Origin of the sequence: Streptomyces sp. NPDC051740 (assembly GCF_044453165.1) — a bacterium.
Classification (GTDB): Bacteria; Actinomycetota; Actinomycetes; order Streptomycetales; family Streptomycetaceae; genus Streptomyces; species Streptomyces atrovirens.
Window position 1 is genome coordinate 343,534 of record NZ_JBITCL010000002.1, and the last position, 13,007, is coordinate 356,540.

A 13,007-nucleotide genomic window follows, 5' to 3' on the forward strand; every position below is an offset into this window, starting at 1 on the left:
CACGCGCGGCGCGACCCTGTGATCGAGTCGCCACCCTCCCGCCGGGGAGGAGAATAAAGGGTGACGGCCTTCGACCGCCCAGCAGTGGGAAGGTGGCGAGCGTCATGGCCGAACACCCGCACGCAATGCTCGTCCGCAAGAGCTACGAGGCGTTCTCGCGCGGCGACATGGATGCCCTGCGGGGACTGATGTCCGCGGATGCCACCTACCACGCACCCGGGAGCCATCCTCTGGCGGGCGACTACAAGGGGCAGGACGCGGTCATCGGCTTCCACGAGCAACTCGCCCAGGAGTCCGGCGGGACCATGGACATCGAGCTGCGCCACGTCCTCGTCGACGGCCGCGGTCATGCGGTGGCGGTGCACCGCGTGCGTGCCGAGCGGCAGGGGGAAAGCTTCGAACAGATGGCGTGCTACGTCTTCCGGATCGTCGGAGACAGGATCACCGATGTCGACGAGTGCATCGAGGACCTCGAGGCGGCCGACGACTTCTGGGCGTGAGGAGAAGGCCGAAGGCCCCGCCCACCACCCGGGGAAGGGTGTGAGGGCGGGGCCTTCGGTCGAAGCGTGTGAGCTCGCACCCGCGTGGCGAACGCAGGCCGCGTACGAGCTCGGGGTGCCGGCCGGGGGCGGATGAGAGAGGGCCCGCCCGGGGTCCCGCCGGCGGTCAGATCAAAAGGGTGGTTCAGCCCTTGACGGCCGCGACCTTCTGAGCCAGCGCCGACTTCTTGTTGGCGGCCTGGTTCTTGTGGATGACGCCCTTGGAGACGGCCTTGTCGAGCTGACGCGCGGCGGCGCGCTGGTACTCGGTGGCCTTCTCGACGTCACCCGCGGCGGCGGCCTCACGGGCCTTGCGGACCGCGGTCTTCAGAGAGGACTTGACGGCCTTGTTGCGCAGCCGGGCCTTCTCGTTGGTCTTGTTCCGCTTGATCTGGGACTTGATGTTCGCCACGAATGAGCCTCTACAGGTTCTGGCACGGGACCGCTCGGGACCCGTACCGGTGATTTCTTGGGGTGTGCCTCGCGCTGAGAGGGCATGAGACACAGCCCCTCACACTACCAGCGGCCTGTTCGGTGGCCCAAACCCGTTCCCGGTCGCCACCCGTGGGACCATGGAAGCTACGTATCGATCCGACCCGAGACCGCAGACGCACAAGCACACGTATGCGGACGCCTCAAGAATCAGGACCCTGCGTGCCCGCGATCCCCAGCCATGTGCCCGAGCCGAGCCGTACCGACCCGGCGCTGATCCGCAATTTCTGCATCATCGCGCACATCGACCACGGCAAGTCCACGCTCGCCGACCGGATGCTCCAGCTGACCGGAGTGGTCGAGCAGCGGCAGATGCGCGCTCAGTACCTCGACCGCATGGACATCGAGCGCGAGCGCGGCATCACGATCAAGTCCCAGGCGGTGCGTCTGCCGTGGGCGCCCACGCACGACAAGAGCGCCACGCACATCCTCAACATGATCGACACCCCCGGGCACGTCGACTTCACGTACGAGGTCTCCCGCTCGCTCGCCGCCTGCGAGGGCACCGTCCTCCTGGTCGACGCCGCCCAGGGCATCGAGGCCCAGACCCTCGCCAACCTCTACCTGGCGATGGAGAACGACCTCACGATCATCCCGGTGCTCAACAAGATCGACCTGCCGGCCGCGCAGCCCGAGAAGTTCTCCGAGGAGCTGGCGAACCTGGTCGGCTGCGACCCCGACGACGTGCTCAAGGTCTCCGCGAAGACCGGCCTCGGCGTCGAGGCGCTGCTGGACAAGGTGGTCGCCGAGATCCCCGCCCCGGTCGGCGTCAAGGACGCCCCCGCCCGCGCGATGATCTTCGACTCGGTCTACGACTCCTACCGCGGTGTCGTGACGTACGTCCGTGTCATCGACGGCCAGCTCAACAAGCGCGAGCGGATCCGGATGATGTCCACCGGCGCCACCCACGAGCTGCTGGAGATCGGCACCAACTCGCCGGAGATGCTGTCCGCCGACGGCCTCGGCGTCGGCGAGGTGGGCTACCTCATCACCGGTGTGAAGGACGTCCGCCAGTCGAAGGTCGGTGACACCGTCACCAGCCAGCACAAGGGCGCCGAGGAGGCGCTCGGCGGCTACAAGGACCCCAAGCCGATGGTGTTCTCGGGCCTCTACCCGCTGGACGGCTCCGACTACCCGGAGCTGCGCGAGGCCCTCGACAAGCTCCAGCTCAACGACGCCGCCCTGGTCTACGAGCCGGAGACCTCCGCCGCCCTCGGCTTCGGCTTCCGCGTCGGCTTCCTCGGCCTGCTGCACCTCGACGTGATCCGCGAGCGCCTGGAGCGCGAGTTCGGCCTCGACCTCATCGCGACCGCGCCGAACGTGGTCTACCGGGTGGTCATGGAGGACGGCAGCGAGCACACCGTCACCAACCCGAGCGAGTTCCCCGAGGGGAAGATCGGCGAGGTGTACGAGCCGGTCGTGCGCGCCACCATCCTGGCGCCCAGCGAGTTCATCGGCTCGATCATGGAGCTGTGCCAGACCCGGCGCGGTGTCCTGCTCGGCATGGACTACCTCTCCGAGGACCGCGTGGAGATCCGCTACACCCTCCCGCTCGCGGAGATCGTCTTCGACTTCTTCGACCAGCTGAAGTCCAAGACCCGCGGTTACGCCTCCCTCGACTACGAGCCCACCGGTGAGCAGACCTCCAGTCTGGTCAAGGTCGACATCCTGCTGCACGGCGACAAGGTGGACGCGTTCTCCGCGATCACCCACAAGGACGCGGCGTACGCCTATGGGGTGCGGCTCGTCGCCAAGCTGCGCGAGCTCATCCCGCGCCAGGCCTTCGAGGTGCCCATCCAGGCCGCCATCGGTTCCCGCGTCATCGCCCGCGAGACCATCCGCGCCATCCGCAAGGACGTCCTCGCCAAGTGCTACGGCGGTGACATCTCCCGTAAGCGGAAGCTGCTGGAGAAGCAGAAGGAAGGCAAGAAGCGGATGAAGATGGTGGGTTCGGTGGAGGTTCCGCAGGAGGCCTTCATCGCCGTCCTCTCCAGCGACGACAGCGCGGGATCCGGCAAGGCCAAGAAGTAGCCGGGGAAGCGACCGGAGGTTACCGCGGGTCACTCCGCGAACCGGGCGTAACGGGGCCCGTCGTACGCGAGTACGGCGGGCCCCGCGCGTCCACGGGGTAGCCCTCTGTGTGAAGTGACAGGCCGTGACCCCTTACGCCGTGGCCGGTCGACCTTTACTCTGTCCGTGCTCGATAGTTACTCGCGAGTTAAACAACGACGCGAGGAAACCCCAGCCGCACTGAGCCAGCCGCACCGTCGCGGGCCCCGGAGGATGTCGTGAGCGACACACAGACACTGATCGAGAACCGTCCGCCGAGCGTGGCGACCCTCTTCCTGGAGCGTGTGGCGGCCACACCGGACGCCGAGGCCTACCGCTACCCGGTCCCGGCGGCCTCCGGCGAGGGCCCGGACGACTGGAAGTCCCTCACCTGGGCGGGCACCGCCGAGCGGGTCCACGCCATCGCGGCCGGCCTGATCGAGCTGGGCGTCGAGCCCGAGCAGCGGGTCGCGCTCGCCTCCTCCACCCGGGTCGAATGGGTCCTCGCCGACCTCGGCATCCTCTGCGCCGGCGCCGCCACCACCACGGTCTACCCGCAGACCAACGCCGACGAGTCCGCCTACATCCTGTCCGACTCCCAGAGCCGGGTGCTCGTCGCGGAGAACGCGGAGCAGGCGGCCAAGGCGGTCGAGAAGCGCGCCGAGCTGCCCGAACTCACCCGTGTCGTGGTCGTCGACCCGGCCGGCGCCGACACCGACGACTTCGTGATCACCCTCACCGACCTGGAGAAGCTCGGCGCCGCCCGGCTCCAGAAGGAACCGGAGCTGATCAAGGAGCGGGTCGCCGCGATCACCAAGGACCAGCTCGCCACCCTCATCTACACCTCCGGCACCACCGGCCGCCCCAAGGGCGTACGCCTGCCGCACGACTGCTGGTCGTACATGGCCAAGGCCATCCCCGCCACCGGCCTGGTCAGCGCCGACGACGTGCAGTACCTGTGGCTGCCGCTCGCCCACGTCTTCGGCAAGGTGCTCATCTCCGGCCAGGTCGAGGCCGGCCACGTCACCGCCGTCGACGGCCGCGTCGACAAGATCATCGAGAACCTTCCGGTGGTCCGGCCGACCTACATGGCGGCCGTGCCCCGCATCTTCGAGAAGGTCTACAACGGCGTGGCCGCCAAGGCGAAGGCCGGCGGCGGCGCCAAGTACAAGATCTTCCAGTGGGCCGCCGGGGTCGCCCGCGAGTACGCCAAGGTCACCCAGGACAACTTCCGCCGCACCGGCACCGCGAGCGCGCCCTTCGGCCTGTCGGCGAAGCACGGCATCGCCGACAAGCTCGTCTACGCCAAGATCCGCGAGGCCTTCGGCGGCAACCTGCGCGCCTGCGTCTCCGGCTCCGCCGCCCTCGCCCCCGAGATCGGCTACTTCTTCTCCGGCGCCGGCGTCCACATCCTGGAGGGCTACGGCCTCACCGAGTCCTCCGCCGCCTCCTTCGTCAACCCCGGCGAGGCCTACCGCACCGGCACCGTCGGCAAGCCGCTGCCCGGCACCGAGGTCCGCATCGCCGACGACGGCGAGATCCTGCTGCGCGGCCCCGGCATCATGCAGGGCTACCACAACCTGCCCGAGAAGACCGCCGAGGTCCTGGAGGAGGACGGCTGGTTCCACACCGGCGACATCGGCGAGCTCTCGCCCGACGGCTACCTCCGCATCACCGACCGCAAGAAGGACCTGATCAAGACGTCCGGCGGCAAGTACATCGCCCCCGCCGAGGTCGAGGGCCAGTTCAAGGCGGTCTGCCCCTACGTCTCCAACATCCTCGTCCACGGCGCCGACCGGAACTACTGCACCGCCCTCATCGCCCTCGACGAGGCCGCCCTCACCGCCTGGGCGGCCGAGAACGGCATGGAGGGCAAGCCGTACGCGGACGTCGTCGCCGCGCCCGCCACGGTCGAGATGGTCGACGGCTACGTCAAGCAGCTCAACGAGGGCCTGCAGCGCTGGCAGACCATCAAGAAGTTCCGCCTCCTGCCCCGCGACCTCGACGTCGAACACGGCGAGATCACCCCGAGCCTGAAGCTGAAGCGCCCGGTGGTGGAGCGCGAGTACAAGCACCTCATCGAGGAGATGTACGAGGGCGCGCGCGAGGCGTGACCGTCACGGTGTGACTGCGGGGGCGGGGTCCCGGGCCGGTGCGGCGCGGGATCCCGCCCCTTTTTTCACGTTTCCACGATGACCGGAACGGAACGGTTTCCTGTTCGTTCCCGACCGCACACCTGACGCTGTTCTCACCCTTGGCGGTCCACTTCGGTGACTCGGCGCTTATGGACGGGTCCGGTCTGTCACCCTGTCGGCAGCGATCGAGTTCTCTTCGTACGAACTGCCCGGGGAGCTGCCCATGGGGGCCATTCCGACCCAACGGGAGACCGCCTCGTGCGCCTCCGGAGCGCGGGAGTGCGCCTGGGTGGACGCGACCCTGTCCGGGAGCCCCCTCGCACCGGGTGCCGCACGCGCCCTGCTGCGCAAGGCGCTCACCGAGTGGGCGGAACTCGCCCTGCCCGGCGCCGAACACCTCACCGGCCGCGTCGGCGACGACGCCACGCTGATCGCCAGCGAACTCGTCACCAACGCCGTCGTGCACGCCGGTACCGAGGTCCGGGTGGCGTGCAGGCTGGAGGAGGGGACCGGCGCGCTCGTCGTCGAGGTCGCCGACCAGCACCCCTCCCGCGCGCCGCGCGGCAACGAACCGGAGGGGGCGCCGTACGACACCCCCGAGTACGGGCGCGGCCTGCGCCTCGTCGCCGCGCTCTCCGAGGCCTGGGGGATCACCTACCGTCCGGGCACGAAGACGGTGTGGGCGCGCCTGGCCGCAGGGGGGTGCGCGGCGGACGACCAGATCGAGGCGTACGCCGGGGAGCGCACGCTGGCGCGCGACCTGCGGGTGGCGGAGATCCTCGCGCCGGAGCCGCCCCGGACGGAACAGAGCTCCCCCGGCCCACTGGACGCACTCGATCCGCCGGCCTCCCGACGCCCGCCCGGTCCCGCCCGCGACACCTGGCGCGGCGGCTCGTACGGCGACGACTGGCTCGCCCGCCGGTCCGGCCGGGACGGGACCTGGCTGGGGCGCGGCGCCCTGTCCTTCCTCGCCGAGGCCTCCGACCTGCTCGCCGGGCAGCTCGACGAGGACCTGGTCACCTCGCTCACCGGCCAGCTGATCGTGCCGCGGCTGGCCGACTGGTGCGCGGTGTGGCTGGAGGACGAGACCACCGGCCACGGCGGCGGCTGGAGCGAGGGGAGCCGTGCCGACGGCTCCCGCCTCGCCCGCGTCTGGCACGCCAGCGAGAACCGTATCGAGGCCCTGAGCCGGGCCCTGGAACAGAACCCGCCCCACCCCGGCGACCCGCTGCACCCGGGACCCGCGCCCTATCCGTGGCCGGGCGGCGCGCTCGACGGGCGGCGTACGGGGCCGGGTGAGCCGGTCGACGTGCCGGGCAGGGCGCCCGGTGGCGGGGCGTTCGATGGGCCGGGCGGCGCGCTCGACGGGCGGCGTACGGGGCCTGGCGGGCCGGACGGGCCGGGGCAGGGGACCGGCGGGTCCGCGGATGCGGTCGACGGGCCGGGCGGCGCGCTCGACGTCCCCGCCGACGGTGCCCACGGCGCCGCCCTCGCCTACCGGCTCGTCGCCGGCGGGCGCCCGCTCGGCACGCTGGTGATCGGGCGGGGCGGGATCGACCGCTTCCCCGACGAGATCACCGGGCTGGCCGAGGACCTCGGCCGGCGCGTCGCCCTCGCCATCGGGGCCGCCCGGCAGTACTCCCGCCAGGCCACCATCAGCGCCGTGCTGCAGCGCGGACTGCTGCCCGGCGCCGTCGCCGAGATCCCCGGCGTGCGCAGCGCCCTCGTCTACGAACCCTGCGACAAGGGCGGACCCAGCGGCGACTTCTACGACCTCTTCCCGGCCGGCCACGGCCGCTGGTGCTTCGCCGTCGGCGACGTCCAGGGCAAGGGACCGGAGGCCGCCGTCGTCATCGGCCTCGCCCGCCCCTGGCTGCGGCTGCTCGCCCGCGAGGGCTACCGCGTCGCCGACGTCCTCGACCGCCTCAACCAGCTCCTCCTCGACGACGCCACCGAGGCCGCCGACGCCGCCGCCCGCGCACTGGTGGCCGCCGGTGCCCGCCCGACCGCCCCCGGCGACGGACCCCAGACCCGTTTCCTCTCCCTCCTCTACGGCGAACTCGTCCCCTTCGACGGCGGCGTCCGCTGCACCCTCGCCTCCGCCGGACACCCCCTGCCCCTGCTGCTCGCCCCCGACGGCTCGGTCCGGTCCGTCGCCCAGCCGCAGACCCTGCTCGGGGTCGTCGAGGACGCCACCTACACCAGCGAGACCTTCGAGATGTACTCCGGCGACACCCTGCTCTGCGTCACCGACGGAGTCACCGAGCGGCGCTCCGGTTCCCGCCAGTTCGACGACGGCGACGGGCTCGCCACGGCCCTGTCGGGGTGCGCGGGGATGGACGCCGGGTTGATAGCGGAACGGATCACGCAGCTCGTGCACGAGTTCGGGGCCCGGCCGCCCGCCGACGATCTCGCCCTGCTGGTGCTCCAAGCGGAGTGACACGGCCGGTGCGGGACAATGGAGCACATGCCTTCCGCACTCCCCGACGGCGAGCCCGTCCCCGCCGACGGCGCGCTGCCCGCGTCCGCGCTCGCAGGGGCCGCCGACCGACCCCTCGGGTTCTACCTGCACGTCCCGTACTGCGCGACCCGCTGCGGCTACTGCGACTTCAACACGTACACCGCGACCGAGCTGCGCGGCAGCGGCGGCGTACTGGCCTCCCGCGACAACTACGCCGAGACCCTGGTCGACGAGGTCCGCCTGGCCCGCAAGGCACTGGGGGACGACCCGCGCGAGGTCCGCACGGTGTTCGTCGGCGGGGGTACGCCCACCCTGCTGGCCGCCGACGACCTCGTACGGATGCTGGGCGCGATCCGGGAGGAGTTCGGGCTGGCGCCGGACGCCGAGGTGACCACGGAGGCGAACCCGGAGTCGGTCGACCCGGCCTACCTGGCGGCCCTCCGCGCGGGAGGCTTCAACCGGATCTCCTTCGGCATGCAGAGCGCCCGGCAGCACGTACTGAAGGTCCTCGACCGCACCCACACCCCCGGCCGCCCCGAGGCATGCGTCGCCGAGGCCCGAGCGGCGGGCTTCGAGCACGTCAACCTCGACCTGATCTACGGCACGCCGGGGGAGTCCGACGACGACTGGCGGGCGTCCCTGGACGCGGCGATCGGCGCCGGTCCCGACCACGTCTCGGCGTACGCGCTGATCGTCGAGGAGGGCACGCAGCTCGCCCGCCGCGTCCGGCGGGGCGAGGTCCCGATGACGGACGACGACGTCCACGCGGACCGCTACCTGATCGCCGAGGAGATGCTGTCGGGGGCGGGCTTCGACTGGTACGAGGTGTCGAACTGGGCCACGTCGGAGGCCGGCCGCTGTCTGCACAACGAGCTGTACTGGCGCGGCGCCGACTGGTGGGGCGCGGGCCCCGGCGCCCACTCGCACGTGGGCGGGGTGCGCTGGTGGAACGTCAAGCATCCGGGCGCGTACGCGGCGGCGCTGGCGGAGGGGCGGTCGCCGGGGGCGGGCCGTGAGCTGCTGTCGGAGGAGGACCGGCGGGTGGAGCGGATCCTGCTGGAGCTGCGCCTCGAGGAGGGCGTTCCGCTTTCTCTGCTCCGTCCGGAGGGGCTGGCGGCTTCCCGGCGGGCCCTGACGGACGGACTGCTCCAGCGCGACCCGTACGAGGAGGGCCGTGCGGCCCTCACCCTGCGGGGGCGGCTGTTGGCTGATGCCGTGGTGCGCGACCTGGTCGATTGATCTCGCCCCCGCCGCCCCTTCCCGTTCCCGTCCCCCCGGGGGGCGCTGCCCCCGGACCCCCGCTCCTCAAACGCCGGAGGGGCTGAGGTTCGGTCGAGGAGCGGGGTCCGGGGCGGAGCCCCGGGTTCGGGACGGGAAGGGGCGGCGGGGGTGAGGAGACTCACGCCGTCACGAAGTCGATCAGTTCCTCCACGCGGCCCAGGAGCTGCGGCTCCAGGTCCTTGTACGACCGCACCGAGCCGAGGATCCGCTGCCACGCCTCCCCGGTGTTCGCCACCCGCCAGCCCAGCGCCGCGCACACCCCCGTCTTCCAGTCCTGCCCCCGCGGCACCCGAGGCCACGCCTCGATGCCCACCGACGCCGGCTTCACCGCCTCCCAGACGTCGATGTACGGGTGACCCACCACCAGCGCGTGCTCACTCGTGACCGCCTCGGCGATCCGCCACTCCTTCGAGCCCGGCACCAGGTGGTCCACCAGGACACCCAGCCGCGCGTCCGGACCGGGGGAGAAGCCCTCGACGATCGAGGGCAGGTCGTCGACACCCTCCAGGTACTCCACGACCACCCCCTCGACGCGCAGGTCGTCCCCCCACACCTTCTCCACCAGCTCCGCGTCGTGCCGCCCCTCGACGTAGATGCGCCCCGCGCGGGCCACCCGCGCCCGCGCGCCGGGGACGGCGACGGAACCGGACGCCGTACGGGTGGGCCGTACCGGACCTGCGGCCGGCCGCACCAGCGTCACCACGCGGCCCTCCAGCAGGAAGCCCCGCGGTTCCAGCGGGAACACCCGGTGCTTCCCGAAGCGGTCCTCCAGCGTCACCGTGCCCGCCTCGCAGCGGATCACCGCGCCGCAGAAGCCGGTGCCGGGCTCCTCCACCACCAGGCCGGGCTCGGCCGCGACCTCGGGAACCGGCTGCGGTCTCTTCCACGGAGGGGTCAGATCGGCGGAGTACTGGCGCATTCTGATGACGATACGAGGAGCGCGCCCGCCGCGATCAGTCCGACACGCCGAAACGGGCCGCCAGGGCGTCGCGCTGGGCCCGTACGAACGCCGCGTCCACCACCGCGCCGTGACCGGGGACGTACCGTGCGTCCTCGCCGCCCAGTTCGAGGAGCCGGTCCAGCGCGGCCGGCCAGTGCGACGGTACGGCGTCGGGGCCGGCCTGCGGTTCGCCCGACTCCTCGACCAGGTCGCCGCAGAAGACCACCTCCGGATCGCCGGGGACGAGGACCGCGAGGTCGTGGGCGGTGTGCCCGGGGCCCACGTTCGCCAGCAGCACCTGCCGGCCACCGTCCGGGCCGAGGTCGAGCGTCCACTCGCCGGACACCGCGTGCCGCGGCGGGACCAGCGCGTCCACGGCCTCCTCCGCCACCCGCGCGTCCAGCCCCCACCGCACCGCGTCCGCGCGCAGCTCCTCACGCCCGCGCCCCGTCAGCACCGTGTCCATGCCCACCGCGCCGAACACCTCCGCGCCCGCGAACACCGCCGACCCGAGAATGTGGTCGAAGTGGGGGTGGGTGAGCGCGAGATGCGTCACACGGCGACCGGTGAGCGCCTGCGCCTGAGTCCGCAACCACGCGCCCTCGCCCAGACCGGAACCCGCGTCGACGAGCAGCACGCCCTCCGCGCCCACGACGAGCCCCGCCGTGCAGTCCCACCCCGGCAGCCGGCACCGCCCCACCCCGGCGGCCACTTGTTCCCATCCCGACTCTTCCCAAGTCACGGTCATGACGGGACGCTATCGGGGACGACGCCGTCCGGCGCGACGGCGCGGGGACCGGCCTTGCCCGGTGCGTACCCCCCGGCCGTACACTGGGCGGGTAAGTCTGGCACTCGCGTGCGAAGAGTGCCAGGCGGACAGGGAAGGTACCGCGCGGAAGGCTTCTGGAGGTGTGCGCGATGCTCAGTGAACGCAGGCTCCAGGTGCTGCGCGCCATCGTCCAGGACTACGTGGGCACCGAGGAGCCCGTCGGCTCCAAGGCCCTCACCGAGCGGCACAACCTCGGCGTCTCCCCGGCCACCGTGCGCAACGACATGGCGGCCCTGGAGGACGAGGGCTTCATCGCCCAGCCGCACACCAGCGCCGGGCGCATCCCCACCGACAAGGGCTACCGGCTGTTCGTCGACAAGCTGGCCGGCGTCAAGCCGATGACCGCGCCCGAGCGGCGCGCCATCCAGAACTTCCTCGAGGGCGCCGTCGACCTCGACGACGTGGTGGCCAGGACCGTACGGCTGCTCGCGCAGCTCACCCGGCAGGTCGCCGTCGTGCAGTACCCGTCGCTGACCCGCTCCACGGTGCGGCACGTGGAACTGCTGGCGCTCGCCCCCGCGCGGCTGATGCTGGTGCTGATCACGGACACCGGGCGGGTCGAGCAGCGCATGGTCGACTGCCCGGCGCCGTTCGGCGAGTCGTCGCTCGCGGATCTGCGGGCGCGGCTCAACAGCCGGGTCGCGGGCCGCCGGTTCAGCGATGTGCCGGGCCTGGTGGAGGACCTCCCCGAGGCCTTCGAGGCGGACGACCGCGGTACGGTCTCGACGGTGCTCTCCACCCTCCTGGAGACGCTCGTCGAGGAGAACGAGGAGCGGCTGATGATCGGCGGCACCGCCAATCTCACCCGCTTCGGACATGACTTCCCTCTCGTGATCCGGCCCGTCCTGGAGGCGCTGGAGGAGCAGGTCGTGCTCCTCAAGTTGCTCGGTGAGGCGAAGGATCCGGGCGTGACCGTCCGTATCGGTCATGAGAACGCCCATGAGGGACTCAACTCCACGTCCGTCGTGTCGGTGGGCTACGGTTCGGGCGGCGAGGCTGTTGCCAAGCTCGGCGTGGTCGGACCGACCCGCATGGACTACCCGGGAACGATGGGAGCGGTACGCGCAGTGGCACGGTACGTCGGACAGATCCTGGCGGAGTCGTAGTGGCCACGGACTACTACGCCGTACTCGGCGTGCGTCGCGACGCGTCGCAGGAGGAGATCAAGAAGGCCTTCCGGAGGCTCGCCCGCGAGCTGCATCCGGACGTCAATCCTGATCCCAAGACGCAGGAGCGGTTCAAGGAGATCAACGCCGCCTACGAGGTCCTGTCGGACCCGCAGAAGAAGCAGGTCTACGACCTCGGCGGCGACCCCCTCTCGCAGGCCGGCGGCGGTGGCGCGGGCGGCTTCGGGGCCGGTGGCTTCGGCAACTTCTCCGACATCATGGACGCGTTCTTCGGCACGGCGTCGCAGCGCGGGCCGCGCTCGCGCACCCGCCGGGGCCAGGACGCGATGATCCGCATCGACGTCGAGCTCGACGAGGCCGCGTTCGGCACGACCAAGGACATCCAGGTCGACACGGCCGTCGTCTGCACGACGTGCAGCGGCGAGGGCGCGGCTCCGGGCACCACGGCCCAGACCTGTGACATGTGCCGCGGTCGCGGTGAGGTCTCGCAGGTCACGCGGTCCTTCCTGGGCCAGGTTATGACGTCCCGCCCCTGCCCGCAGTGCCAGGGCTTCGGCACGGTCGTCCCCACCCCGTGCCCGGAGTGCGCGGGCGACGGCCGCATCCGTTCCCGGCGCACCCTCACGGTCAAGATCCCGGCCGGTGTCGACAACGGCACCCGGATCCAGCTGGCCGGCGAGGGCGAGGTCGGGCCCGGCGGCGGTCCCGCCGGTGACCTGTACGTGGAGATCCACGAGCTCCCGCACGCGCAGTTCCAGCGGCGCGGCGACGACCTGCACTGCACGGTCACCCTCCCTATGACGGCGGCGGCCCTCGGCACCAAGGTGCCGCTGGAGACGCTGGACGGCATGGAGGAGGTCGACATCCGGCCCGGCACCCAGTCCGGCCAGTCGATCCCGCTCCACGGCCGGGGCGTCACCCACCTGCGCGGCGGCGGCCGGGGCGACCTCATCGTCCACGTCGAGGTCCAGACCCCGACCAAGCTCGACCCGGAACAGGAACGCCTGCTCCGCGAACTGGCCAAGCTCCGGGGGGAGGAACGGCCCACGGGGCAGTTCCAGCCGGGGCAGCAAGGACTCTTCTCGCGGTTGAAGGATGCCTTCAACGGGCGTTGACCGGTTGGTGCCGGGCGCGCGCGGGTGGTGGTCTGCTGC

The 13,007-nt window shown here is 71.7% G+C and carries 10 protein-coding genes; 7 read left to right on the forward strand and 3 right to left on the reverse strand.

The window, feature by feature from the left end; translation table 11 throughout:
- Positions 1–104 precede the first annotated feature (104 nt).
- Positions 105–500 carry a nuclear transport factor 2 family protein gene (locus ACIA6T_RS04580; protein ID WP_399445069.1) on the forward strand — a complete coding sequence of 132 codons (396 nt, stop codon included), beginning with the start codon at positions 105–107 and terminating at the stop codon, positions 498–500.
- 184 nt (positions 501–684) lie between these two features.
- Here ACIA6T_RS04580 and rpsT read toward each other — a convergent pair whose 3' ends face one another.
- Entirely contained in the window at positions 685–951 is a 267-nt protein-coding gene (gene rpsT / locus ACIA6T_RS04585) for a 30S ribosomal protein S20 (protein ID WP_399445070.1), read from the reverse strand.
- A 242-nt stretch (positions 952–1,193) separates the two neighbouring features.
- Here rpsT and lepA point away from each other — a divergent pair, with 242 nt between their 5' ends.
- The 4 genes from lepA (at position 1,194) to hemW (ending at position 8,915) form a co-directional block, all read left to right on the forward strand.
- On the forward strand, positions 1,194–3,062 hold the full coding sequence (gene lepA, locus ACIA6T_RS04590) for a translation elongation factor 4 (RefSeq protein ID WP_399445071.1): 1,869 nt from the start codon (positions 1,194–1,196) through the stop codon (positions 3,060–3,062).
- A 257-nt stretch (positions 3,063–3,319) separates the two neighbouring features.
- Positions 3,320–5,194, forward strand: a complete 1,875-nt coding sequence (locus ACIA6T_RS04595; protein WP_399445072.1) for an AMP-dependent synthetase/ligase — start codon at positions 3,320–3,322, stop codon at positions 5,192–5,194.
- Between the two features lie 244 nt (positions 5,195–5,438).
- Complete coding sequence (locus ACIA6T_RS04600; protein ID WP_399445073.1) at positions 5,439–7,655, forward strand: SpoIIE family protein phosphatase; 2,217 nt, start codon at positions 5,439–5,441, stop codon at positions 7,653–7,655.
- A gap of 27 nt (positions 7,656–7,682) precedes the next feature.
- Positions 7,683–8,915 (forward strand): radical SAM family heme chaperone HemW, encoded by a 1,233-nt coding sequence (hemW, locus tag ACIA6T_RS04605; RefSeq protein ID WP_399445074.1) that lies wholly within the window; start codon positions 7,683–7,685, stop codon positions 8,913–8,915.
- Between the two features lie 160 nt (positions 8,916–9,075).
- Here hemW and ACIA6T_RS04610 read toward each other — a convergent pair whose 3' ends face one another.
- Both ACIA6T_RS04610 and ACIA6T_RS04615 read right to left on the reverse strand, forming a co-directional pair.
- A complete protein-coding gene (locus tag ACIA6T_RS04610; RefSeq protein WP_399445075.1) occupies positions 9,076–9,876 on the reverse strand; it encodes a DUF3097 domain-containing protein in 801 nt (266 codons plus the stop codon).
- Positions 9,877–9,910: 34 nt separating this feature from the next.
- Complete coding sequence (locus ACIA6T_RS04615) at positions 9,911–10,645, reverse strand: MBL fold metallo-hydrolase (RefSeq protein WP_399445076.1); 735 nt, start codon at positions 10,643–10,645, stop codon at positions 9,911–9,913.
- Positions 10,646–10,815: 170 nt separating this feature from the next.
- On the opposite strand from ACIA6T_RS04615, the gene hrcA reads away from it, so the two are divergent.
- Both hrcA and dnaJ read left to right on the forward strand, forming a co-directional pair.
- A complete protein-coding gene (hrcA, locus tag ACIA6T_RS04620; protein ID WP_399445077.1) occupies positions 10,816–11,832 on the forward strand; it encodes a heat-inducible transcriptional repressor HrcA in 1,017 nt (338 codons plus the stop codon).
- The gene (gene dnaJ / locus ACIA6T_RS04625; RefSeq protein WP_085572087.1) at positions 11,832–12,968 is read left to right on the forward strand and encodes a molecular chaperone DnaJ; all 1,137 of its coding nucleotides are present in this window, start codon (positions 11,832–11,834) and stop codon (positions 12,966–12,968) included. The genes hrcA and dnaJ overlap by 1 nt, the downstream gene beginning before the upstream one ends.
- Positions 12,969–13,007: the final 39 nt, after the last annotated feature.

Coding starts and splice junctions, on each gene's coding strand:
- hemW (WP_399445074.1), top strand. CDS start 7,683: ATGCCTTCCGCACTCCCCGACGGCGAGCCCGTCCCCGCCGACGGCGCG.
- ACIA6T_RS04580 (WP_399445069.1), top strand. CDS start 105: ATGGCCGAACACCCGCACGCAATGCTCGTCCGCAAGAGCTACGAGGCG.
- ACIA6T_RS04600 (WP_399445073.1), top strand. CDS start 5,439: ATGGGGGCCATTCCGACCCAACGGGAGACCGCCTCGTGCGCCTCCGGA.
- ACIA6T_RS04615 (WP_399445076.1), bottom strand. CDS start 10,645: ATGACCGTGACTTGGGAAGAGTCGGGATGGGAACAAGTGGCCGCCGGG.
- hrcA (WP_399445077.1), top strand. CDS start 10,816: ATGCTCAGTGAACGCAGGCTCCAGGTGCTGCGCGCCATCGTCCAGGAC.
- ACIA6T_RS04610 (WP_399445075.1), bottom strand. CDS start 9,876: ATGCGCCAGTACTCCGCCGATCTGACCCCTCCGTGGAAGAGACCGCAG.